Origin of the sequence: Pedobacter antarcticus (assembly GCF_900103515.1) — a bacterium.
GTDB classification, from domain to species: Bacteria; Bacteroidota; Bacteroidia; order Sphingobacteriales; family Sphingobacteriaceae; genus Pedobacter; species Pedobacter antarcticus.
The window spans coordinates 65140-87848 of record NZ_FNGZ01000012.1 but is presented as its reverse complement, the minus strand read 5'-3'; the positions used below and the strand labels follow the sequence as shown (position 1 = coordinate 87848).

The following is a 22709-nucleotide window of genomic DNA, read 5'->3' as shown; positions in this document are numbered from 1 at the left end:
AAATATGAATATCTCGAAATTTTTAGTTGTTGCCATGTTCTGCTATTCCGGCAGTGTCACTGCACAACAAAAACCAGTATGGAAATCGCTTTTTAACGGTAAAGACCTGACAGGTTGGGAACAACTGAACGGAAAAGCAAAATATGAAGTAAAAAATGGGGAAATTATAGGAACTACTGTGCCTAAGGAGCCGAATTCTTTTTTGACAACTAAAGAAAAGTATGGCGATTTTATTCTCGAGCTGGAGTTGCTGGTAGACAACTCCATGAATTCCGGTATACAGATCAGAAGTGAAAGTACCGCAGATTATCAGGATGGCCGTGTACATGGATATCAGGTGGAAGTAGATCCTTCTGACCGTGCCTGGAGCGGTGGTATTTATGATGAAGCCAGAAGAGGGTGGTTGTATCCACTTAATATTAACCCTAAAGCTCAGACGGCTTTTAAAAAGTCAGAATGGAATAAATACAGGATAGAATGTATCGGTAGTTCGATCCGTACCTGGATTAATGGTGTGCCTGCAGCTAATGTCGTAGATGCAATGACATTAAAAGGCTTTATCGCTTTGCAGGTGCATGGGATTTATGGTGATCAGAAACCAGGAACTGAGATTCGCTGGCGTAATATTCGTATTCAGACTGCAAATCTTGTACCCTCAAAGATTGATGATATTTATGTAGTTAACCTGGTTCCGAATTCCGTTTCTGCACAAGAAAAAGCGCAGGGTTATGGATTGCTGTGGGACGGAAAAACAGCTAAAGGATGGATAGGAGCTAATAAAACGAAATTTCCTGAAACAGGGTGGACAATCTCCAACGGAGAATTAACTGTACAGGAATCAAATGGAGCGGAATCTACTAATGGCGGCGATATTGTTACAGAAAAGCAGTATAAAGCATTTGAGCTTAAATTTGATTTTAAACTAACCGAAGGGGCCAATAGTGGTATTAAGTATTTTGTGACCTTGAAAGAACAAAGTCAGGGTTCAGCTATTGGTTTGGAGTACCAGATTCTGGATGACGAGAAACACCCTGATGCAAAATTAGGACGTGACGGAAACCGTACACTGGCTTCGTTGTATGACCTGATTACCGGTAAAAAAGATAGAAATGCGATCCACAAGATCGGAGAGTGGAACCAGGGATTGATCCGCGTTTATCCCGATAACAGGGTTGAACATTGGCTTAACGGGTTTAAAGTGGTAACTTATACAAGAGGTTCAGCAGAATTCAAAGCACTAGTTGCTGCTAGCAAATACAAAGACTGGAAAGATTTTGGAATGGCTCCACAGGGACATATCCTTATCCAGGATCATGGAAATAAAGTATCCTACAGAAGTATTAAGATTAAACAACTCTAAAGATAAATCCTAAAATGCTTAATCTGATTGTGGAAAAACGGTGGTGCCAGGCACCGGATTTTCTGCAATCGGATTTTGTTTTTTAAGCAGATTATTCCACCGTGTATATTATTTGTTACACACAGTTAATTTAGATACAAGGAATTATCTGTTTCTTACGAGCCTTAACCAAATGAATATTTATGGACCTGCTGTTAAGTATATTGAACATCGTCTTTTGTATTGCCTTTCTCCTGTTTGCTTACGTAAATCTTAATGATAATGATTCCTGGCTCTGGGTGCCAATCTATATGGTTGCTGCTGTCGCCTGCGGATTAGCTGCCTTCCACTATGTCTACCCTAACCTGTATTTGGTTGCAGTAACTTTTTACCTGGTCTATGCAGTAGTCCTGTTTTTTAGTAAAGATGGTGTTAAAGACTGGGTCATTAAATACGGAAAGCCCAGCTTGGTGGAGAGTATGCAGGCGACTAAGCCTTATATTGAAAAAGCAAGGGAATTTTTCGGTCTGCTGATTATCAGTGCTGCACTGCTGCTGAATTATTTTATTCATTAACGGAAAGCTATGAATTTAATAACAGATCAAAACAAATGTATACTTAAAAATTTAATCAATCAGTTGTTGAACAGGTGTTTATCTGCTCAATCCTTTGAGTGGATCAGTACGAAATCGGTACTTATTGAGCAGGAAGAAGGGGCTGTCCAGCTTAGTATGACTTTTGCGCAGGTTTCCAGATATGCCCCAAAAATACAGTTGGATCGCGATGCACCCGAAATAGAGGCGATCGGCAGCTTAGTACCTGGATGCGACCCCAGTAACTGGTCTGTAGCGACGCTTTGCAGAATAGCCTTAATAATGCGCGTTAAGGATGTGGGAGCAGAGCTGTATCTGCAAAAGATCTCAGGATTGTTTACCGCTGCAGAGATGAACGAACTGGTTGCCCTTTATACGGCTTTACCTTTTCTAGAACATTCTACGCAATGGATTGCCCGGTGCGAAGAAGGAATACGCAGCAATATCGGCATTGTGCTGGAAGCTATAATGTATGGCAATCCTTATCCTGCGGCTTTTCTGCCGGAAGCGTCATGGAATCAGATGGTTCTGAAAGCGTTCTTTACAGATAAAAACGTGGAAGCGATCATTGGGCTCAAAGAAAGAAATAATTCTGTTCTCCAATCAACGCTGAAAGACTATATAGAGGAGCGGGTTGCGGCCGGGCGTATAGTTCAGCCCGGTATATACACCCTGATTTATTAATAACCAAATAGAATTTGACTATGTGTTGTAATGAAAATATAAAAGAAAGAATAGCAGGGTCTGTACAGCAAAGCAGCCTTGATTTAAGTGAGATCAGCGGGATGAAATTTTTTGATCCCCACGTACATATGACGTCGCGAACTACAGATGACTACCAGGCCATGGCAGATGCGGGAGTAGTTGCACTTATTGAACCCGCTTTCTGGTTAGGTCAGCCCAGGACCGGAGTGGATAGCTTTACCGACTATTACAGCAGCTTAATTGGCTGGGAAAGGTTCCGCTCATCACAGTTTGGCATTAAGCATTATTGCACAATCGGGCTAAATTCCAGGGAGGCGAATAATGAAAAACTTGCCGAACAGGTCATGGAAATCCTGCCGCATTTTATATTTAAAGAAGGCGTAGTAGGGATTGGTGAAATTGGCTTTGATGACCAGACTCCTGCGGAAGAAAAGTATTTCCGTCTGCAACTGGAACTAGCTAAAGAAGCTGGTTTGCCGGTACAGATCCATACGCCGCACAGGGACAAGAAAAATGGTACAACGCGGAGTATGGATATTGCGCTGGAGCAGGGACTGGATCCATACAGCATAATCATCGATCATAATAATGAAGAAACGGTGAAAGAAGTACTGGACAGAGGCTTCTGGGCGGCCTTTACGATCTATCCATTTACGAAGATGGGTAATGAACGTATGGTGGAAATTGTGAAGCAATATGGTTCTGAACGCATCATGATCAATTCTGCTGCCGACTGGGGTATCAGTGACCCGCTTGCAGTGCCTAAATCTGCTGCTTTAATGAAAAGGTCGGGAATCAGCCTGGCCGATATAGAACTGGTTACGTACCGCAATGCAATTACAGCTTTCGCACAAAGCGGACAAATAGATGAAAAAGATTTTGAACAGCTGCAGCCGGTTGATCAGGCACAAAAGTTCGCCAGCAACTCTATCTTAAGAGGTGGGCAGCAACCAAGGATCGATAAAAATTCTATCATTATCTCTTAATCCCGGAAAAATGGAGAAACTTCTGGGATATCTGCGTTTAACCCGGCCCGCAAATGTAATTACTGCTGTAGCTGATGTACTGGCAGGAATGGTTATATCCGGATATTTTCTGGTGCAGGTAGATTTATGGCCAGTTTTTCTCATCTGTCTTTCTACTATAGGCTTATATAGCGGGGGTATTATATTTAACGACGTTTTTGATGCAGAACTTGACCGGGTCGAAAGACCGGAACGACCTATTCCTTCAGGGCTAATACCGTTGAGAGCAGCCATAATTTTTGGGTCCGTCTGTTTCGCTGGAGGAATATTTGCTGCGGGACTTTATCAGCCGGTTTCTATTCTGCTTGCTATTGCGATAGTAATTGCCTGCCTAACCTATAATAAATGGCTGAAACATCATTTTATCCTGGGGCCGCTGAATATGGGTATTTGCCGCGGGCTTAATTTACTATTAGGTATGAGTATTTTAACGACCGGTCTGGCAGATTGGTGGTTTTTAGCATTAATTCCGGTGGTTTATATCTTCGCAATTACCATGATCAGCCGCGGTGAAGTTCATGGCGGTAGTAAAAAGACAATGGTATTTGCCGCCTTGTTATACTTGGTGGTTATCAGCTGTCTGCTGTATGTAGCAGTTGCACAGCATTATTTTCTACTGATACTCGTATTTATTGTGCCGTTCGGCTTAATGATCTACAGGCCTTTGCTTGCAGCTTTCAGGAACCCGGAAGGGAGACATATCGGTAAAGCGGTCAAAGCTGGTGTAATCGCTTTGATTCTGCTCAACGCCACCTGGTCGGCTGCTTTCGGTAACTGGCAGGTAGCATTATGCATAGTCCTTCTTTTGCCGCTTTCAATGGGCCTGAGTAAATTATTTGCCGTTACCTAATTTGAATTAATTATGGAATATTTAGAACAATCTTTCAGCGTAAAATTTGACTATAAAGTATTTTTTACGACCTCACTCTTTAAACCTGACAATTTCACACTTGCTAATTTTATTTTAAGTGTGCCCGCTAAAATCCGCCGTAAGATCCTTTTTGTTGTGGATGAAGGTGTCGCGCTTGCACACCCTGACCTGAAGGCTTCCATTAAGGAATATTTTAAAGTATATCAGGAAATTCAGCTTATTGAAGACATTTTGATTATTCCCGGAGGAGAAGCTGCTAAAAATAATCCGGAGCTTTTTGAAAAACTGATTGCCGCAGTTGATACCTACGGCATCGACCGGCATTCCTATATCGCAGCGATTGGAGGAGGAGCGGTACTTGACCTGGTTGGTTATGCAGCTGCTGTATCACATCGTGGTGTAAAACATATCAGGATTCCCACTACGGTACTTTCACAGAATGATTCCGGTGTCGGTGTTAAAAATGGGATCAATTTTAAAGGAAAGAAGAATTTTACCGGAACATTTTCTCCGCCCGCAGCAGTATTCAATGACGCTGAGTTTTTACTGAGCCTAACTGACAGAGATTATTATGCGGGTATTTCTGAAGCGGTTAAGGTAGCGCTGATTAAAGATGAAGCATTTTTTGAATGGCTGGAAGCCCACGCCTCGTCTTTAGCCGAAAGGAATAGTAAGCAAATGAATGTGCTTATTAAGCGTTGCGCTGCATTGCATCTTGCCCATATCTCCAGTGCCGATCCTTTTGAAATGGGTTCGTCCAGACCATTGGACTTTGGTCATTGGGCCGCACATAAAATAGAGCAGCTGAGTCACTTCAGTATTCTCCATGGCGAAGCAGTTGCGATGGGGATTGCACTTGATAGCACCTATTCCTATCTGATTGGTTTGATAACCGAAGAAAAGCTGCAGCGGATTTTAAACGTATTACAGGTCTTCTTCGAACTTACCCACCCTTTGATTCAGATACAAGATCTAAATGCTCCGGTATTGAAAGGCCTGGCTGAATTTCAGGAACATTTAGGTGGGGAGTTAACCATTACGCTTCTTTCTGATATCGGTAAAGGGCAGGAGGTCCATCAGATTGACTCCGATCTATTGATTGCCGCAAGCAATTATGTCATGGAGTTTACCAGGCAACCACAATCTTTATCCCTTTAAAATGAAAACTCAACTAGGACATTTAACCTATTGCACAAATATTCATGCAGGTAAGAACTGGGCAGAAGATTTTGAGATTCTACAGCAACATTACCCCGAAATCAAACAGTCTGTATCAGCAGAAACCCCATTGGGTATTGGCCTAAGGCTTTCTCATTCGGCGAGCCTGGAGCTTCAAAATGAAGATAAACTAGCGGCTTTTATTGCCTGGCTGAAAGCGCAGAATGCCTACGTTTTTACAATGAACGGTTTTCCTTATGGCGAATTTCATCATACGGTGGTCAAAGCTGATGTGCATACACCAGACTGGACATCTGCAGAACGCAGGGAATATACCATCCGCCTGTTCAAAATTCTGAGCCGCTTGTTACCAGATGAACAGGAAGGCGGGATCTCTACTTCACCACTAAGTTACCGTCACTGGTTTAAAACGCAGGAGGACCTGAAAGCAGCGAGTAAAGCGGCGACGCTGAATATTATAGCTGTGTTGAAAACTTTGGTTCGTATCGGGCAGCAAACTGGAAAATATCTTCATCTGGATTTAGAACCTGAACCAGATGGCATCATTGAAACCGGTTTGGAATATATAGCATGGTTTGAACAGGAACTGCTGGTTTTGGGAATTCCGGAAATCATAGCCGAATTTCAGGTTTCTGCAGTAGAGGCGGAATCGTTGCTTAAAAAGCATCTTTGTTTATGCTATGATGTCTGTCATTTTTCCATCGGTTATGAAAACCATCGGGAGATGATTGCTGCATTGAAAGCAAAAGATTTGCGGGTAGGCAAAATACAAATCAGTGCAGCACTTAAAGCTAACCTGAAGACTGGTATTGAAGAACGCCAGGCGATCAAAAATAGTTTCGCGGAGTTTAATGAGCCAACTTATCTGCATCAGGTAGTCGCTGTAAAAGAAGATTGTACGCTTTTGCGTTATCCGGATCTGCCGGAAGCACTGGCCGATTTTGACCATGCCGATGTCAGAGAATGGCGCGCGCATTTTCATGTTCCCGTTGCGCTGTCCAATATAAATGTTCTTCAGACCACACAAAGTGATATCATGGAGGTACTGAAACTTCAGAAGGAATATCAGTTCACGAATCATCTGGAGGTGGAAACTTATACCTGGGAGGTACTGCCGGAAGCAATTAAACTACCAATAAGTACCTCTATAAGTAAAGAACTGAACTGGGTAATTAATCAAATCGATCAACTATGAAAAAGACAGTAGTTATTGATGTGGTAGGCTTATCATCCGGTTTGATCGGGGAGTTTACCCCATTTCTAAATAATTATGTAAAGACAAGAAATGTGTCGGTTATTGAACCAATGCTGCCTGCAGTTACTACCGCCGTGCAGTCTACTTATTTGACAGGTAAATTGCCAGAGGAGCATGGTGTTGTCGGTAATGGCTGGTATGACCGCACTGACGCCGAAATTAAGTTCTGGAAGCAATCAAATAAACTGGTGCTTGCAGAGAAAATATGGGATAGAGCTAAACGCGAAAATCCTGATTTTACTTGTTCCAATATGTTCTGGTGGTACAATATGTATTCCAACGCCGACTATTCTGTAACACCCCGGCCTAACTATCTGGCCGACGGCAGAAAGATGCCGGATTGTTATTCTGCTCCTGCATCGTTGCGGGACGAGTTACAGGAAAAATTGGGAACTTTCCCTCTATTTAGTTTCTGGGGGCCAGGAGCCAATATAAAATCTACTGCCTGGATTGCAGAGGCATCTATCCTTACAGACCAGCGTTATAATCCAACCTTAACACTCATTTATCTGCCTCATCTTGATTATTGCCTGCAGAAGTTCGGGCCCGACTTTGTGAATATAAAACAGGAGCTCGGGGAAATTGACCTGGTGTTAAAAAGACTGATAGAATATTATCAGCAGCAGCAAGATGTAGAGCTTATTATTCTTTCTGAATATGGAATAGCACCTGTAAGCCGCCCGGTTCACGTGAACAGGGTTTTGCGGGAGAATAACTTTCTACAGATTCGTGTCGAACGCGGACTCGAGCTGTTGGATGCAGGTGCCTCTGCCGTTTTTGCGGTTGCAGACCATCAGATCGCTCATATTTATTTCAATGACACGGATAAAATGGATCAGGTTAAACTGCTTTTTGAAGGCCTGCCGGGTGTTGCTGCCGTACTTGACGAAGCAGGTCAAAAGGCATATGGGATTGCCCATGAACGCGCAGGCGAACTGGTTCTGATTGCAGAGCCGGATAGCTGGTTCACTTATTATTTCTGGTTAGATGATGCCAAGGCACCAGATTACGCCAGATGTGTTGATATTCATAAAAAACCAGGATATGATCCGGTTGAGATGTTTATGTCTTCTAAAGCCAGGGCAGGGTATAAATTACTGAGAAAGAAAGCGGGATTTCGCTACATTATGGATGTTATTCCATTGGATGCAAGCCTGGTCAAAGGGTCTCACGGAAGCCCCGCAGTACCGAAAGTCTATCATCCTGTGCTGATTACTGATAACGGTTTGATTTCTCAGAACCTGAAAGCGACAGAAGTTTATGAGCTAATCTGGAATACGCTGACCGGTGATTCGGTAGTAAATAGGAAAGACCTTCATTGATGAAGGTCTTTCTGGTAATGTAATTTATTTCTTTAGCTCATTTGAGAATGAATACGGCAGGTCTGCTGTATTTACTCCTCTTGTTTTTTCAGGTTTTTCCGACATCTCGAAACTGATATTACCTCCTTTAGTCAGGTCCTGATGGGTCAGGTAATTACGAGTGTAGCTCTTACCATTTAGTTTCATGGATTTTATATACCTGTTTTTGCGGTTGTTATTACCCGCGCTAATGGTCATTTGCTTCCCGTTTTCGAAGTTCAGCCTTACCTTGCTGAATAAAGGCGAACCAGTGATATATTCATCTGTTCCGGGACATACCGGATAAAAGCCGAGCGCCGAGAAAACGTACCAGGCCGATGTCTGACCGTTGTCTTCGTCACCGCAATATCCGTCAGGGGCCGAGGAATATAACTTATCCATTACTTCCCTTGCCCAATATTGCGCTTTCCATGGTTCGGCAGAGTAGTTGTACAGATAGATCATATGTTGTATAGGCTGGTTGCCATGTGCGTACTGGCCCATATTCATCACCTGCATTTCCCTCATTTCATGAATCATACTTCTGCTATCCATACCTAATGAACCAGGCATGGTAAATACAGAATCAAGCATATGGTTAAATGTTTTTTTACCACCCATCAGGTCAATTAGCCCTTGAGGATCATGTAATACTGACCAGCTGTAGTGCCAGCTGTTACCTTCTGTAAAATCTTTACTCCAGTCTGTCGCTTTAAAATAGTCCTGGAACTTTCCGTCGGTCTTTTTACCACGCATCAGGTTATATTTAGGATCAAATACATTTTTGTAGTTCATTGCCCGTTTCGCGTAGATATCTATCTCTTGTGCCGGACGCTTTAATGCCTTGCCAAGCTTATAAATTGTCCAGTCATTATAAGCATATTCCAGAGTACGGGCCACATTCTGCGTAATTCCGGCATCGTTAGGGATATAACCATATTTATTGTATTCCTGATAACCTGTCCGTCCCGATGCAGCTACTGTCGGGTGAACATTATTTGCTCCGTTCTTAAGTGCTTCCCATAATATTTGAATATCATAGCCTCTCAACCCTTTCAGATAAGCGTCTGATACTACAGACGCAGAGTTATTGCCAATCATTGTGTTTCTATGTCCCGGACTTGCCCATTCAGGTAAAAAGCCACTTTCTTTGTAGGCATTTGCTAACCCTTCCTGCATTTTTATGCTTTCCGAAGGATACATGAGGTTAAGAAATGGGAAGAGACTTCTGAAAGTATCCCAGAAACCCGTGTCAGTAAACATGTAACCCGGTAATACTTTTCCGTTGTAAGGACTGTAGTGAACAGGAGTTCCGGTGGCATCTATTTCATAGAAGCTTCTTGGGAATAGCAAAGAACGGTAGAGGCAGGAATAGAATGTTCTTTTGTTGTCTATATTCTGGTCATCTACCTGGATTTTGCCCAGCACTTCGTTCCAGGTACTTTCACCTTTTTTGACCAGTTGGTTAAAGTTGTCATGACCTAATTCCCGCAGGTTTATTTCTGCCTGTTCCGGACTAATAAAAGATGAGGCGACCCGGGCATGTACCTGCTCACCTTTATGAGTTGAAAAACCAATTATTGCGCCACTGTGCTTACTTTCACTTTCCACACCGCCAGCATTGATATTGCCATTTGAAACTGCTGCCTGGTAGGTGAATGGTTTGTCGAAAACAATTACAAAATAGTTCTTGAAGTTGTCAGGTACACCACCGCTGTTTCTGGTTGTATAGCCAACAATTTTGTTCTCAGATTTAATTATTTTAGTATAAGATCCTTTATCAAAAGCATCAATAGTTATATAGGCCTGCTTAGTTTCGGGAAAGGTGAACCTGAACATCGCTGCACGGCTTGTCGGTGTGATTTCGGTTTTGACATCGTGATCAGCAAGATAGACGCTATAATAGTTGGGGCTTGCAATTTCTGATTTGTGGGAAAACCAGCTGGCCCGTTTATCTTCATCGAACTGAACCTCTCCGGTACCCGGCATAATGGAGAACTGACCGTAGTCGTTCATCCATGGGCTTGGTTGGTGAGTTTGTTTAAATCCTCTTATTTTTTCTGCGTTATAAGTATAGATCCATCCATCTCCCATTTTTCCCGTTTGCGGAACCCAGAAATTCATACCCCATGGCATCGCTATAGCCGGATAGGTATTACCGGTAGACAGTCCATAGCTGGAAGAGGTTCCTGTTAATATATTCACATAATCCAGCAGATTGTCTTTTTGCTGGGCATTTGTGACCGTGCTGAGTTGAAAAGTGAGGGCAAGGCAGATTAAGAATCTCAATGAAATTTTAAATGACATGTAATTGGGTTTATAATGGTTTAAGTTACTAAAACGATTTATGGCTCTAATAGGCTAAAATAATATCTAAACTGGATAATATTACAAGAAATTTAAATATTTAACTTCTTTATGTTTACGAGTGGGAGCGCAGCCTGTAAGGATTGTGAGTTTATTGCTAATCTAAAATCTAGTTTAATGTTAAAAAAAGCTATTCTGGGCCTGGTATTGATACTTGGCTTTAACACCACTACGCTACTGGCGCAGGATGTAAATTCCAAACCACTACCATTGCACCAATTACAGCAGCAGTTTGTAGACTTGAGGTTCGGTATGTTTATTCACTTCAACATTCCAACATATGCTAATGCAGACTGGCCGGATCCAGATGCACCTGCTTCACTTTTTAATCCGGTAGACCTGGATTGTGATCAATGGGCAAAAGCAGCAAAGGCAGCTAATATGACATATGGTTGTATTACCACAAAACATCATAGCGGGTTCTGTATCTGGGATACTAAAACAACAGATTACAGTATTAAGAGCAGTCCTTTTAAAAGAGATGTGGTACGGGAATATGTAGATGCATTCCGTAAGAATGACCTGAAGGTTATGCTTTATTACTCTATTCTGGATACACACCATAAATTAAGACCAAATGACATTACACCTAACCATATTGATATGGTTAAAAAACAGATTACAGAATTATTAACTAATTATGGCCCGATTGAGGCTTTGGTGATCGATGGATGGGATGCGCCCTGGTCAAGAATCACGTACGATGAAATTCCATTCGAAGAAATCTATCACCTGGTTAAAAAGCTGCAGCCAAACTGTTTATTAATGGACTTAAATGGTGCAAAATATCCAGCTGAAGGTCTGTATTATACAGATATTAAAACTTATGAAATGGGAGCAGGACAACAGGTATCTAAAGAAACCAATAAAATGCCGGCTCTTGCTTGTCTGCCGATTAACACAGCATGGTTCTGGAAAACAGATTTTCCTCAGGTGCCTGTTAAATCTGCGGCGAAACTGGTTAACGAAACTTTGATTCCTTTAAATAATGCTAACTGTAACTTCATTTTAAACGTTGCGCCTAACCGTAATGGTTTGATTGATGAAAATGCTTTGGCTGAGTTAAAAGAGATTGGTAAAATCTGGAAGAATGAGGGTTCAGTCGGTAAAATTGCAGAGACCGGAGCTCCAATCATTTCATCTAACCTGGCTAAAAATAAACCATCTAATTCCAGCTGGAGTGATGATTATAATATTATGGACTTTGCCAACGATGATAATTTCCGTTCTTCATGGGTATCCAATTCAGAAGTAAAGAATCCTTGGTACGAAATCGATTTCAGAAAGCCGACAACTTTTAACACCGTTGTTATTGCGCAGAACGATGCTAATTTCAGTAACTATACTTTAGAGTATTATCAGAATAAGACCTGGAAGAAAGTCTATGATGGAGAGAATAGCAAAAAAGTAAAAGTAAACAGATTTGATAAGGTGACAGGCGAAAAAGTGAGGGTGAAAATCAAAGATTCAGGTAAACAGATTACGATATCAGAATTTGAAGTCTACAATGAAAAAAGATAAGTTAGCATAGGCTCCTGTCCCTTAAGCCGGCAGCGGGAGGATAAAAGAATTAGTCCTGAATAGGAAAAACAAGGTTTTAAACAATATCTTTGCGGCAATGAGATTCAGAAACTTGATTGCGGTATTTTTGCTCGCGGCCCTGATGTTATCAACATTCAGCCGCCAGTTTATTTACGCGGGTTTTGAACTGAATCAGAAGTACATTTCCAGTACACTGTGTGAAAACAGAGATAAGCCCGAGTTGAATTGTAATGGTAAATGCTACCTTGCAAAAAAACTAAAGCAGGCAGAAGAAAAAGAGAAAAAGCAGGAACAGGACGGACAAAAGAAAAGCTTTCAGGAACATTGCATTCTGAAAACAACAGTTACCCTCCCGGCTTTAACCTACACTCAGAAAAGGAGTGCTTCTGCAGAAATCTCTTCAGCTTTGCCAGTACGCGATGCTGAAGTACTCGTACCCCCTCCCACCTTATTTTCCTAGGTTTTAATTAAAGGTCATTTTTTGCATGTTAATCCTGCGGGTTTAGCAGTGCATATGGGGATTTTTATGCCCTGCCTATTAATGACGACTTTATTCATTCTAAAACAATTTATTATTCACCCTTAAACCGGTTGTAAAGGCAATATTCATTGGCTATGGGGACTGGTATGTCCCGTAAATCCAAAGCCTTTAAAGCCCGAATTCAATACAAATAATTAAAGATGAAAACCATTTTAAATCATATCACATATTCCCTAATGCTGGGAGCACTGTTATTAAGTACAGCATGTAGTAAAAAAAGCGATCCTGCTCCAGAGTTCCAGGAACAGAATCTGGCTCCGCTGTCTGTAGAATTTGATAACATTGTTGGCGACCGGACTTTCTCTGTCAACAACACCGGTAGTCCGTACACTAATGGCGCAGGAGAGAAATTCTCTATTTCTATGCTGCAGTATTTTATTAGTAATATTAAGGTTACTACCGCTGAAGGCAAGAGCTATACGGTAAATCAGGACAGTAGTTATTTCATGATTTCAGGAGCTGATAAAGCAACGCGATTTGCTAAAGTAAATGTTCCTGAAGGTGATTACACGTCTTTGACTTTTACAATGGGGGTAGATAGTTTAAGAAGTACAATGCCTATAGATAAAAGAACAGGAGTACTGGACCCGGCTGCTGGCGGCCATGATTCAGGCGGAATGTATTGGGGATGGAATTCAGGATATATTTTCTTCAGGTTCGAGGGTAATTCCAGTGTGATCTCTGACGATGCAAATGGCGATCCTACAGGTAAAAAACAATTTAAATATCATATAGGTGGATTCGGAGGTTATTCTGCACCGACCATTAACAATATTAAGACTGTTACTTTGGACTTGCGGACTGCAGGAATTGCACGGGTCAGAAAAGACCGTCAGAGTAATATTCACCTCTTTGTCGATGTCATGAAGGTCTTTAACGGGACCAACTCATTTAGGATTGCTGAGCATCCGAATGTAATGTTTAGTGAGTATAGCACTAAGGTGGCTAACAATCTTACAGGAATGTTCAGACATGATCATACCGAAAATTAAGGCCATGAATAGAAAACATTGGCTTGTATTGCTGTGCATGGGAATCTTCATTACTGCTTGTAAGAAGGACAATCCCTTAAAGCAGGAAATAGAACAGTTCCTGGGGTTTCACAAACCAGATAATTTCCCGGATCCGACGTATCATTTTGCAACTAATCCGGTAACTAAGGCTGGGTTTGAATTGGGACGGGCACTTTTTTATGAGCCGCGACTGTCCAGAAATAACACGATAAGTTGCGGGTCCTGTCATATCCAGTCTTCTGCGTTCACGCAGCACGGACACGATGTGAGTCACGGAATTGATGACCGGCTGGGTACCAGAAATTCCCCGCCGATTATGAATCTTGCCTGGAATAAAGCTTTTATGTGGGGTGGTGGAGTATACGATCTTGATCTGCAACCGGTCACACCTATTACAGCGCATGAGGAGATGGACGAAAGCCTGGGAAATGTATACAGTAAACTTCGTGACATGCCAAAATACCAGCAACTTTTTAGATCTGCATTCGGATCTGCGGAGATTAATACAGCGGTTTTTATGAAAGCGCTTTCGCAGTTTATGGTCATGTGTATCAGTAGTAATTCCAGGTATGACAAAATCATGCGTAAAGAAGCAGGAGCAAGTTTTACCTCTGCCGAGCTGAATGGATATCATCTTTTTAAAGAAAAATGTGCATCCTGTCATGCTGAACCATTATTTACCGATGGTGCATTCAGAAATAATGGTCTAGGTATTAGTCCGGTTAACGATCTGGGTTTATATACGGCCACGCTAATTGAAACTGACAAGTATAAATTTAAAGTGCCCTCTCTGCGAAACCTGACCTATACTGGTCCTTATATGCATGACGGACGGTTTTTATCACTGCCAGGCGTGCTGGAACACTATAATTCGGAGGTACAGCCTACTCCAAATCTTGATCCGCTACTTCGGCAGAATGGCAGGGTAGGGATTCCTTTGAGCGGCGATGATCAGAAAAATCTGCTTGCATTTCTCAAAACATTGGATGATGAGGAGTTTATTAAGAATATCAGTTTATCAGAACAATAAAAATTCAAGGGGCGGCCTGGCCGCTTCCTGTAAAAAATATAGAATATGAAAAAGAAAATATGGATAAGCCTGTGCCTGTTGTTTCTGACAACAGCAACGGCCTTCGCCTGCGATATCTGCGGATGCGGAGTTGGCAGCTATTACCTGGGCATTTTACCAGAATACAACAAGCGGTTTATTGGGTTGAGATATCAGCATAAGTCCCTGACTACACATTTAGGTCCTTTTGGTGAGCGGACACCACTAACTTCTGAAGAGACTTATCAAAGTATGGAAGTCTGGGGCGGCTGGAATGTAGGAAGCAGGTTCAGGATCCTCGCATTTGTCCCTTATAATTTTAACCGGCGTGAAAGTCAGGCAGAGACCGGAAGTAAAAATGGTATTGGAGACGTCGCAGTGATGGCTTATTATAAGTTGTTTGACCAGTCTGCAACGGTAGCCGGACGTTTACTTATCCAGTCTTTATGGATTGGTGGGGGGGTGAAAGCACCAACAGGTAAATATGAGCCTTCAGAAAGATTGGCCGTGGTGGAATCACCTAATAATTTTCAGCTGGGAACTGCAAGTACAGATTTTACTTTAAATGCAGCTTACGATATCCGGTATAATGATTTGGGTATGAATGCCAATGTGAATTATAAGATGAATACCGAAAATAAGTACGATTACCGTTACGGTAATAAATTTACCGGGAATGTTTTGGTATACTATAAATTCCGGGTGGCAGATGCACTTACCATTGCACCTAATGCCGGTGTACTTTATGAACGTGCAGCAAAAGATGTCGAAAATAAAAAGTACGACGTCGCTGTTTCCGGCGGATACTCCCTTTCCGCTGTTGCCGGTGTTGAAGTGGCAGCAAAGAAGATTTCCTTTGGTGCGAATTATCAGAATGTACGTGCTCAGGATTTAGCCGGTGGTCGTGTGAATGCCGGGAACAGAGTAATGGTTCATGTTTCTTTACCTTTTTAAATGATTATTATTATGCGAAATATATTACGTTTTAGTGCATTGACACTTATATGCATAGCCTGCCAGTCTGGTCAGGAGTATAAAACTTTCAGAACGGAAGTTTTGACTTATCATGATCAGGTGATGGTAGATAGTGAAAAAGCAATTTCCCGCAAAATGAAGCTTGACAAAATTTCCCGCCAGATGGATAGTCTGTTCAGTAAAAAAATAGTGCCGGACACCGTAAAAGAAAAGCGGCAGATTGGGCAGCTAATCGGGAAACTGAATAGCGTGGATGAGCAGATGATTGACTGGATGCATGACTTTAAGGCAGATATAGATGGGAAATCCAATGAAGAAGCTTCCGTTTATTTCAAAGCCGAAAAGCAGAAAATTATTGTGCTTGATTCTCTGTATAAAGCGGTGCTTTCTGAATCAGATGCTTATCTCTTAAAATACAAATGATAAATCATTATTTTGCAGTTCAAGAATCAGCTTAAACCATCCAGCATGAAAAAACTACTGACTATCTTTTGTCTTTTCCTTCTATTACAGCCCAGTGTCCGGGCGCAGGAACCATTAACGGATTTACCGGATTGGGCTATCGGTCCTTTTGTACGTCCGCAGGGAGTTAATCCTATTATTTCACCGGACGCTAAAACCAGGTTTTATGACCCGATGCAAAAGAAAAAGGTAGACTGGGAAAGTAATGATACGTTTAATCCTGCAGCAGCGGTAAAGGATGGAAAAGTATATGTGCTTTATCGGGCAGAGGATAAATCGGGAGTCGGTATCGGACACCGGACTTCGAGAATCGGGCTGGCGGAGAGTAAAGATGGAATTACCATGAAAAGAAGAAGTACACCTGTATTTTACCCTCAAGCAGATGATCAGCGGGAATTCGAATGGCCGGGCGGTTGTGAAGATCCACGTGTAGCGGTTACCGAAGACGGCACTTATGTAATGTTCTATACACAATGGAACAAAAAATTGCCAAGACTAGGTGCGGCGACTTCCAGAGATTTGGTGAATTGGGAAAAACACGGGCCAATTTTTCAAGACGCTTATAACGGTAAATTTCACGATATAGCTTCAAAATCTGCATCGATATTAACTACATTGAAAGATGGGAAACTGGTGATTACCAAACATCAGGGCAAATACTGGATGTACTGGGGAGAGAACCATGTCTATGCTGCGGTTTCAGAGAACCTCAAGGACTGGACTCCGGTTGTCAACGAAAGTGGCCAGCTTAAAGAGTTGGTTTCTCCGCGTAAAGGTTATTTCGACAGCCATCTCACAGAATGTGGCCCACCTGCAATTTTAACAGATAAAGGAATTGTGTTACTCTATAACGGTAAGAACTTGTCTGGTGAGGACAGCGACCCGAACTATACGGCCAATTCTTATTGTGCCGGTCAGATGTTATTCAGTGCAGATGACCCTTCTGTTTTTGTAGAGAGGCTGGATCGTCCATTCTTTGTGCCGACAGAATCTTTTGAGAAAAGCGGACAGTATCCGGCTGGTACTGTGTTTATTGAAGGTTTGGTCTATCATCAGGATAAGTGGTTGCTGTATTACGGATGTGCAGATTCCAGAGTTGCCGTCGCCATAGCTGATGGTGAACAAAAATAAAACGAAAGACCGGTCTCTGTAAGAAACCGGTCTTTCGTTTTATTTATAGATCGGATTCAGAAATCCGGGTTGAAGTCAGCCAATATCAGTAGTCCGATATAAAATGATTTTCTGCATTCGCTGCGAGCGGAATATACAGTCTTTCCCAAGTCTCCCCTTTAATTAGCTCCCAGGTGTGACCCTCGCCTGTGGTGTCTTCCGCAATGAGGATTATGCCAGGTTCTATGAGGAAGGCCTTGCCGTTGGTTACTTTGAATTCCAGAGAGCCCTTTAACGTTACTACATACTGTCTCCTTGGTGCAGGGTGAGCAGCTTTTTCATATTTATCGATGTGATTCTGAACCCAGAATGTAGTCACATCCATAGGTGTGACCGTCGGAATTTTACCGATTTCAAAATCGCATCCGCCATCAGGAGTATTATACAATCTTACAGCTTTAATGTATTTCATTTCGTCATTCACATCATTATGACTTTTCTTAGATTCTAACTGATTCATTTTTTCCGGTTAGTATGGTGTACAACGCTGTTGTTGGCTTCGACAACAAGTCTTACCTCTTTATTAAAATTCATGAGCAAATGTAGGAGTTACTATAAAATGGTGGGAAAGAAATATGTTTTGTGGTCTTCAGATGTTATTTTAGCATAAACCTCAAACAATCACCGGATGAAGTATCATCAATCTGTTTCCGTAAATGAACTGAAAGCCTTTCGTCAGGGAATAGTTCCTTATGTTAATTTTACTGATAAAGAGTGGGAGGCGGCTATTCCTTTTTTGAGTAGCTGTACGATTAAAAAGAAAGATCATTTTGCCGTAAACGGGGAAGTGTGCGAACACTTTGGTTTTATTGTTGAAGGCTCCGTGCGGTTTTACCACCTTAAAGAGGGAACAGAGATCACCGGATATTTTTGTTTTGAAAATGAATTTGTAAGTTCCTATAAAAGTTATCTGACGCAGCAGCCCGGTATTACTTATATACAGGCACTGGAAGAAACGCAGTTGGTACTGATCTCTTACCAAAATATGCAGCTTATGCTGGAAAACCCGTTACTGGGCTGTAAAATGGAACGCTTCGGTCGTCTGGTCGCAGAGCATTACCTTTGCTGTTACGAAGACCGCGTCACATCATTTATTCTGCAAACGCCGGAGGAACGATATCTGCAAATGTTGGAAACAAACGGATCTGTTTTACTTCGAATTCCGCAGCACTATATTGCAAACTTTCTTGGAATTACGCCAGTATCGCTTTCCCGTATCAGAAGACGTACCTTAATGCATGCCTGATTCCGCAGGAGGTTTCTAAGAGACCTAAAAATTTTAAACCCATATCTTTTGTTAACGTTTACTATGGGGCTGCCACTGTAATTTTGTCTCAGACATTAAATGAAAAAGACATGAATACAATATTAGGTGCCGGCGGACCATCGGCAAATGCATTAACCAGAGAACTGCTGGCACATGGTGAGAATATTCGGCTGGTAAGCAGAAGACCTTCCAAATTTACAGATGAAAAAATAGAATGGAAGCAAGCGGATCTGTTGGATTATAAACAGCTGCTAAAGGCTTGCCAGGGTAGTACTGTTATCTATATGTGCGCCGGCCTGGTTTATGATTCAGGTATCTGGGAACAGCAGTGGCCGGTTATTATGCAAAACCTGATACAAGTTACTCAGCAAGCCGGTGCCAGGCTTATCTTCTTCGATAATGTTTATATGTATGGCTTGGTTAAAGGGCCGATGCTGGAAACGACGCCCTATAACCCCTTAAGTAAGAAGGGAGAAGTCAGGGCAAAGATTGCAACTCAGCTGATGGAGGAAGTTAAAGCGGGAAATATACAGGCGACGATTGTCCGGGCCGCTGATTTTTATGGGACAGATTCAATGAATAGTTTTCTGGATATGATGGTTTTGAATAAATATGCAGCCGGACAGCGTGCGCAGTGGATTGGTGACCCCAAGGTTTTACATAATTTTACTTTTATTCCCGATACCGGAAAAGCAATGTATTTGCTGGGCAAAAATCCGGAATCTGGTAATCAGATCTGGCATCTGCCAACTGCAGCTCCTTTAACCGGTAATGAATTTATCGAGCTGGCCGCAGAGATTTACAATGTGCAGCCCCGCGCTTTTAACATTAACAAGTTTCTGCTGCGGCTGGCCGGATTATTTGAAAAGACTGCAGCTGGAACAGTAGAGTTGTATTATCAGTATGACCATGATTATAACCTGGATTCGTCGAAATTCGAAAAGGCTTTTGATTTTAGGCCGACAACTTATCGTAATGGTGTCAGGCTGATGTCAGAGACTTTATATCCCAAAAAATAATGTCTCATCTTTGTGATGTATACAAAGCCCATATTTGATTTGAGTATCAAACTTATTAATGCGCCTTGTGGCCCCTATGCGAATGAATTTTTCTGAAAAACAACATAAATACGGTCCATGCGGGCCGATAGCAAATCTAAAAAAAAACAAAATGAGAAAACTGACATGGGTATATGTGTGCTGCCTGCTAGTATGTACTGGCTTTTCCTTTAATAGTTCTGCGCAGCAGGTAACCGGACAGTTTACCGGAGCCAAAGCGAACCTAAAACATTATAAGGCGCTTTATGTGCTGAACAGTGGTGAAGACAAAAAGATAACCGGAACACTAAGAAATATTAAAAATGCACTGGAAGATCCCAGGCTCAAGGGGAAATTAGAAGTGGAGCTTATTGTATTTGGTGATGGGGTTGCAGTTTATAACAAAGAAAACGCCTATGAGAAAACGCTGCTGGATCTGAAAGGCAGAGGAGTTATTCTCGCCCAGTGTGAAAATACAATTAAAGAGCGAAAGATAGCAAAAGAAGAACTTTTCGATTTTATCAGTTATGTACCCAGCGGTAACGGCGAAATCATTATCAGGCATTACGATGGCTGGGCAATTGTACATCCATAAACTAAGAGTTAATGCTAGTCTTGTGTTAGTGATGCTCTGCGTTTGTTCCAATTTCCTTCATACTTCCTTCATTGTTTGTCCATTGTTTCTTCAATCAGGAACGAAGGAACATTGGACCATATTTAAACAGAAAACGAATAATAGCTGAACAGAACTTTCTTTAAACTATACCATTCGGGCAAAAATCAGGTTATAAAAAAAGGGGACAGTTGTTCAACTGTCCCCTTTTTTTATAACCTGATTTTTTTATTGTGCAGGCTTAATCTCTACTCTTCTGTTCAGTGCTCTTCCTGTTTCGGTATCATTACTAGTTGCCGGTTGTGACGCCCCAAATCCTTTGATCGTGAAATTCGCAGCGTTGAGTCCAGCGTTAACCAGGTAAGATTTTACAGCATTCGCACGATCTACCGAAAGTGACATATTATGTTCTACTGAACCTTCTGCAGAGGAGTGTCCGTTAATGACAAACTTAGCATCTGGTGATTTCTTCATTTCTGCAGCAGTCTGGTCAAGCAGGGAAAAAGAATCTGTTTTCAATACAGCAGAATTAAATTCAAAATGTACACCACTGAAACTGAAATTCGGTTTCGCTTCTTCAGCAGGTTTTTCCTGCACAGGTTCCTGTTTAACTGGAGCCTCTTCTTTTACCGGCGCGGGTTCTTGTTTAACACGCTCCATAGGCGCTGGTTTTGCAGCTATCTTTTTAGTCTTGCAAGAATAGAAAGACAGGGAGATTAATACAGCCAGAACAGGGATCAGAATTGATTTAATAGATTTCATTTGTTTGATATTATTTTAAGTGATTATTTCTTTGCTTAATATTAATTACTAGACATAACGCCTTTAACCGGATAATGGTATGGTGGATCTGGCAGTCTATTGTGGTTTGAAAACCGAAATTAACATAAATGTATCAAATAAGAAGAACCCATTTGTTTGTATTTGTAAATAAACAGGTTGTGATTTTTAATCCAATAATCTTATATTCATGGAATAATAATTAACCAATTATTCACCTAACCAAATAAAACCGTAGCTAAAGCCCGAAAGGATCCCCCTAGATCCAGCTTTAAACTAATTAAACAAAATATGAAACCAAATCAACCCAACTCAAGAAGAGACTTTATCAAAAAGACTGCGGTAGGAGCGGCTGCTTTTACCATTGTTCCGCGGTATGTTCTTGGTGGAAATGGGTTTATCGCGCCCAGCGATAAACTAACCAAAGCTGTAATAGGCGTAGGGGGAATGGGCCGGAATCACTTTCCATATGACGGGACACAGGTAGTGGCCATCTGCGATGTGGATAAAAGGCACATCGATAAGGCGTTGCCTATGCTCGATAAGGGAGTTAAAACTTTTAGTGATTACAGGGAACTCATCCGGTTACCGGAAGTTGATATTGTCCATATTGCAACCCCGCCACACTGGCACGGGATTATGGCGGTAGATGCGGCGAATGCCGGAAAGGATATCTGGTGCGAAAAACCAATGACACATACTATTGGAGAGGGGAAAAGGGTAATGGAGGCTGTACAGCAGCATGGCCGGATTTTCAGATTAAATACCTGGTTTAGATTTGAGGATACCTTTTATGGGATGGGTACCCCGGTTAAACCGATTAAAAAATTGGTCGACAGCGGTATGTTGGGCTGGCCTTTAAAAGTTACTGTGAGTCGGCATACAGGTTTTGACTGGAAATTCTATTGGGTTGGAAGAGATAATCTTCCTCCTGAACCAGTACCTGCAGAACTTGACTATAATTCATGGCTTGGACCAGCACCTTATAAACCATACAGTACACATAGAGTACACCAGACTTTTCGCGGATATTGGGATTATGATGGTGGCGGGCTAAGCGATATGGGCCAGCATTATCTGGACCCTATTCAGTATTTTCTTGGGAAAGATGATACAAATCCGGTTTCTGTAGAGATTGATGCTCCTCAGCAACATACAGATGCTGTTGGAATCTGGAGAAGAATTACTTATACCTACGCTGATGGTTGCCAGATCATTCTCGATGGAGAAGGTAAAGATGTTAATTCGGCTTATATAGAAGGCCCGAATGGTAAATTATATCCAGGTTTTAAATCGGATATCCCGGATCTGGAGCGTAAACTCGCCGCTTTTCCTGATCCGGAAGAACAGGTCACTCATTTCTCGACCGCCGTTCGTAACAGACAGAAATTTGCATTGAATGAGCAAAATGGACATAGATCATGTAATATTATCAATATAGGGTTAGCTGCTTTAAGGCTGGGCCGATCATTAAAATTTGATCCCGTAAAACAGGAGTTCGTTGATGACGAAGGTGCGAACAGGTTAATCAACCCTGTCATGCGTGCTCCTTTTACCATCTGATCCGGTCTGAATCCTTAACCTTTT

22 protein-coding genes are annotated in these 22709 nt (G+C 41.8%); 19 read left to right on the top strand and 3 right to left on the bottom strand.

All coding sequences use genetic code 11. The features are described from left to right. Window positions 1-4 precede the first annotated feature (4 nt). The 8 genes from BLR53_RS17685 to BLR53_RS17650 all read left to right on the top strand — a co-directional run bounded on the left by BLR53_RS17685 (window position 5) and on the right by BLR53_RS17650 (window position 8289). Window positions 5-1360, top strand: coding sequence for a 3-keto-disaccharide hydrolase (locus tag BLR53_RS17685; protein WP_083332122.1), 1356 nt, complete (start codon window positions 5-7; stop codon window positions 1358-1360). Between the two features lie 182 nt (window positions 1361-1542). Further along, window positions 1543-1914, top strand: coding sequence for a transmembrane 220 family protein (locus BLR53_RS17680; protein ID WP_234797515.1), 372 nt, complete (start codon window positions 1543-1545; stop codon window positions 1912-1914). A gap of 9 nt (window positions 1915-1923) precedes the next feature. Further along, window positions 1924-2616, top strand: a complete 693-nt coding sequence (locus tag BLR53_RS17675; RefSeq protein ID WP_074591554.1) for an EboA domain-containing protein — start codon at window positions 1924-1926, stop codon at window positions 2614-2616. 20 nt (window positions 2617-2636) lie between these two features. After that, window positions 2637-3623, top strand: a complete 987-nt coding sequence (locus BLR53_RS17670) for a TatD family hydrolase (protein WP_037439967.1) — start codon at window positions 2637-2639, stop codon at window positions 3621-3623. A 10-nt stretch (window positions 3624-3633) separates the two neighbouring features. Continuing rightward, window positions 3634-4512 carry a UbiA-like protein EboC gene (eboC, locus tag BLR53_RS17665; protein ID WP_074591552.1) on the top strand — a complete coding sequence of 293 codons (879 nt, stop codon included), beginning with the start codon at window positions 3634-3636 and terminating at the stop codon, window positions 4510-4512. A gap of 12 nt (window positions 4513-4524) precedes the next feature. Then, window positions 4525-5691: a 3-dehydroquinate synthase gene (locus tag BLR53_RS17660; protein ID WP_074591550.1), complete on the top strand. Its 1167-nt coding sequence runs from the start codon at window positions 4525-4527 to the stop codon at window positions 5689-5691. Between the two features lies 1 nt (window position 5692). Then, on the top strand, window positions 5693-6907 hold the full coding sequence (gene eboE / locus BLR53_RS17655) for a metabolite traffic protein EboE (RefSeq protein WP_074591548.1): 1215 nt from the start codon (window positions 5693-5695) through the stop codon (window positions 6905-6907). Next, a complete protein-coding gene (locus tag BLR53_RS17650; RefSeq protein ID WP_074591546.1) occupies window positions 6904-8289 on the top strand; it encodes an alkaline phosphatase family protein in 1386 nt (461 codons plus the stop codon). Before eboE ends, BLR53_RS17650 begins: the two co-directional genes overlap by 4 nt. 24 nt (window positions 8290-8313) lie before the next feature. Here BLR53_RS17650 and BLR53_RS17645 read toward each other — a convergent pair whose 3' ends face one another. Continuing rightward, window positions 8314-10614 carry a GH92 family glycosyl hydrolase gene (locus BLR53_RS17645; protein WP_143007903.1) on the bottom strand — a complete coding sequence of 767 codons (2301 nt, stop codon included), beginning with the start codon at window positions 10612-10614 and terminating at the stop codon, window positions 8314-8316. 177 nt (window positions 10615-10791) lie between these two features. Between BLR53_RS17645 and BLR53_RS17640 the strand changes: the two genes are divergently transcribed. The 7 genes from BLR53_RS17640 to BLR53_RS17610 all read left to right on the top strand — a co-directional run bounded on the left by BLR53_RS17640 (window position 10792) and on the right by BLR53_RS17610 (window position 17386). Next, a complete protein-coding gene (locus BLR53_RS17640) occupies window positions 10792-12195 on the top strand; it encodes an alpha-L-fucosidase (protein WP_074591543.1) in 1404 nt (467 codons plus the stop codon). A gap of 97 nt (window positions 12196-12292) precedes the next feature. Next, on the top strand, window positions 12293-12676 hold the full coding sequence (locus BLR53_RS17635) for a hypothetical protein (protein ID WP_037439952.1): 384 nt from the start codon (window positions 12293-12295) through the stop codon (window positions 12674-12676). Between the two features lie 221 nt (window positions 12677-12897). Next, on the top strand, window positions 12898-13749 hold the full coding sequence (locus tag BLR53_RS17630; RefSeq protein WP_074591541.1) for an MbnP family protein: 852 nt from the start codon (window positions 12898-12900) through the stop codon (window positions 13747-13749). Window positions 13750-13753: 4 nt separating this feature from the next. Next, window positions 13754-14800 carry a cytochrome-c peroxidase gene (locus tag BLR53_RS17625; protein WP_074591585.1) on the top strand — a complete coding sequence of 349 codons (1047 nt, stop codon included), beginning with the start codon at window positions 13754-13756 and terminating at the stop codon, window positions 14798-14800. 45 nt (window positions 14801-14845) lie between these two features. Further along, window positions 14846-15772, top strand: a complete 927-nt coding sequence (locus BLR53_RS17620; protein ID WP_074591538.1) for a transporter — start codon at window positions 14846-14848, stop codon at window positions 15770-15772. 12 nt (window positions 15773-15784) lie between these two features. Next, entirely contained in the window at window positions 15785-16216 is a 432-nt protein-coding gene (locus BLR53_RS17615; protein WP_037439999.1) for a hypothetical protein, read from the top strand. 45 nt (window positions 16217-16261) lie between these two features. Continuing rightward, complete coding sequence (locus BLR53_RS17610; RefSeq protein ID WP_037439946.1) at window positions 16262-17386, top strand: glycoside hydrolase family 130 protein; 1125 nt, start codon at window positions 16262-16264, stop codon at window positions 17384-17386. Window positions 17387-17471: 85 nt separating this feature from the next. On the opposite strand, the gene BLR53_RS17605 is transcribed toward BLR53_RS17610, so the two are convergent. Further along, window positions 17472-17885, bottom strand: a complete 414-nt coding sequence (locus tag BLR53_RS17605) for a cupin domain-containing protein (RefSeq protein WP_074591536.1) — start codon at window positions 17883-17885, stop codon at window positions 17472-17474. Window positions 17886-18053: 168 nt separating this feature from the next. Here BLR53_RS17605 and BLR53_RS17600 point away from each other — a divergent pair, with 168 nt between their 5' ends. From BLR53_RS17600 to BLR53_RS17590, 3 genes are all read left to right on the top strand, one after another. Next, window positions 18054-18671: a Crp/Fnr family transcriptional regulator gene (locus tag BLR53_RS17600; protein WP_083332121.1), complete on the top strand. Its 618-nt coding sequence runs from the start codon at window positions 18054-18056 to the stop codon at window positions 18669-18671. A 110-nt stretch (window positions 18672-18781) separates the two neighbouring features. Then, a complete protein-coding gene (locus BLR53_RS17595) occupies window positions 18782-19711 on the top strand; it encodes an NAD-dependent epimerase/dehydratase family protein (RefSeq protein WP_074591534.1) in 930 nt (309 codons plus the stop codon). Window positions 19712-19862: 151 nt separating this feature from the next. Then, window positions 19863-20324 carry a DsrE family protein gene (locus BLR53_RS17590; RefSeq protein ID WP_037439994.1) on the top strand — a complete coding sequence of 154 codons (462 nt, stop codon included), beginning with the start codon at window positions 19863-19865 and terminating at the stop codon, window positions 20322-20324. 246 nt (window positions 20325-20570) lie between these two features. On the opposite strand, the gene BLR53_RS17585 is transcribed toward BLR53_RS17590, so the two are convergent. Then, a complete protein-coding gene (locus tag BLR53_RS17585) occupies window positions 20571-21104 on the bottom strand; it encodes an OmpA family protein (RefSeq protein ID WP_037438090.1) in 534 nt (177 codons plus the stop codon). Window positions 21105-21413: 309 nt separating this feature from the next. Between BLR53_RS17585 and BLR53_RS17580 the strand changes: the two genes are divergently transcribed. After that, window positions 21414-22685: a Gfo/Idh/MocA family oxidoreductase gene (locus BLR53_RS17580; RefSeq protein ID WP_037438088.1), complete on the top strand. Its 1272-nt coding sequence runs from the start codon at window positions 21414-21416 to the stop codon at window positions 22683-22685. Window positions 22686-22709: the final 24 nt, after the last annotated feature.

Bases quoted from the DNA above. Each gene is read 5' to 3' on its own strand.
- BLR53_RS17685 (WP_083332122.1), top strand. From the start codon at position 5: ATGAATATCTCGAAATTTTTAGTTGTTGCCATGTTCTGCTATTCCGGC.
- BLR53_RS17680 (WP_234797515.1), top strand. From the start codon at position 1,543: ATGGACCTGCTGTTAAGTATATTGAACATCGTCTTTTGTATTGCCTTT.
- BLR53_RS17675 (WP_074591554.1), top strand. From the start codon at position 1,924: ATGAATTTAATAACAGATCAAAACAAATGTATACTTAAAAATTTAATC.
- BLR53_RS17670 (WP_037439967.1), top strand. From the start codon at position 2,637: ATGTGTTGTAATGAAAATATAAAAGAAAGAATAGCAGGGTCTGTACAG.
- eboC (WP_074591552.1), top strand. From the start codon at position 3,634: ATGGAGAAACTTCTGGGATATCTGCGTTTAACCCGGCCCGCAAATGTA.
- BLR53_RS17660 (WP_074591550.1), top strand. From the start codon at position 4,525: ATGGAATATTTAGAACAATCTTTCAGCGTAAAATTTGACTATAAAGTA.
- eboE (WP_074591548.1), top strand. From the start codon at position 5,693: ATGAAAACTCAACTAGGACATTTAACCTATTGCACAAATATTCATGCA.
- BLR53_RS17650 (WP_074591546.1), top strand. From the start codon at position 6,904: ATGAAAAAGACAGTAGTTATTGATGTGGTAGGCTTATCATCCGGTTTG.
- BLR53_RS17645 (WP_143007903.1), bottom strand. From the start codon at position 10,614: ATGTCATTTAAAATTTCATTGAGATTCTTAATCTGCCTTGCCCTCACT.
- BLR53_RS17640 (WP_074591543.1), top strand. From the start codon at position 10,792: ATGTTAAAAAAAGCTATTCTGGGCCTGGTATTGATACTTGGCTTTAAC.
- BLR53_RS17635 (WP_037439952.1), top strand. From the start codon at position 12,293: ATGAGATTCAGAAACTTGATTGCGGTATTTTTGCTCGCGGCCCTGATG.
- BLR53_RS17630 (WP_074591541.1), top strand. From the start codon at position 12,898: ATGAAAACCATTTTAAATCATATCACATATTCCCTAATGCTGGGAGCA.
- BLR53_RS17625 (WP_074591585.1), top strand. From the start codon at position 13,754: ATGAATAGAAAACATTGGCTTGTATTGCTGTGCATGGGAATCTTCATT.
- BLR53_RS17620 (WP_074591538.1), top strand. From the start codon at position 14,846: ATGAAAAAGAAAATATGGATAAGCCTGTGCCTGTTGTTTCTGACAACA.
- BLR53_RS17615 (WP_037439999.1), top strand. From the start codon at position 15,785: ATGCGAAATATATTACGTTTTAGTGCATTGACACTTATATGCATAGCC.
- BLR53_RS17610 (WP_037439946.1), top strand. From the start codon at position 16,262: ATGAAAAAACTACTGACTATCTTTTGTCTTTTCCTTCTATTACAGCCC.
- BLR53_RS17605 (WP_074591536.1), bottom strand. From the start codon at position 17,885: ATGAATCAGTTAGAATCTAAGAAAAGTCATAATGATGTGAATGACGAA.
- BLR53_RS17600 (WP_083332121.1), top strand. From the start codon at position 18,054: ATGAAGTATCATCAATCTGTTTCCGTAAATGAACTGAAAGCCTTTCGT.
- BLR53_RS17595 (WP_074591534.1), top strand. From the start codon at position 18,782: ATGAATACAATATTAGGTGCCGGCGGACCATCGGCAAATGCATTAACC.
- BLR53_RS17590 (WP_037439994.1), top strand. From the start codon at position 19,863: ATGAGAAAACTGACATGGGTATATGTGTGCTGCCTGCTAGTATGTACT.
- BLR53_RS17585 (WP_037438090.1), bottom strand. From the start codon at position 21,104: ATGAAATCTATTAAATCAATTCTGATCCCTGTTCTGGCTGTATTAATC.
- BLR53_RS17580 (WP_037438088.1), top strand. From the start codon at position 21,414: ATGAAACCAAATCAACCCAACTCAAGAAGAGACTTTATCAAAAAGACT.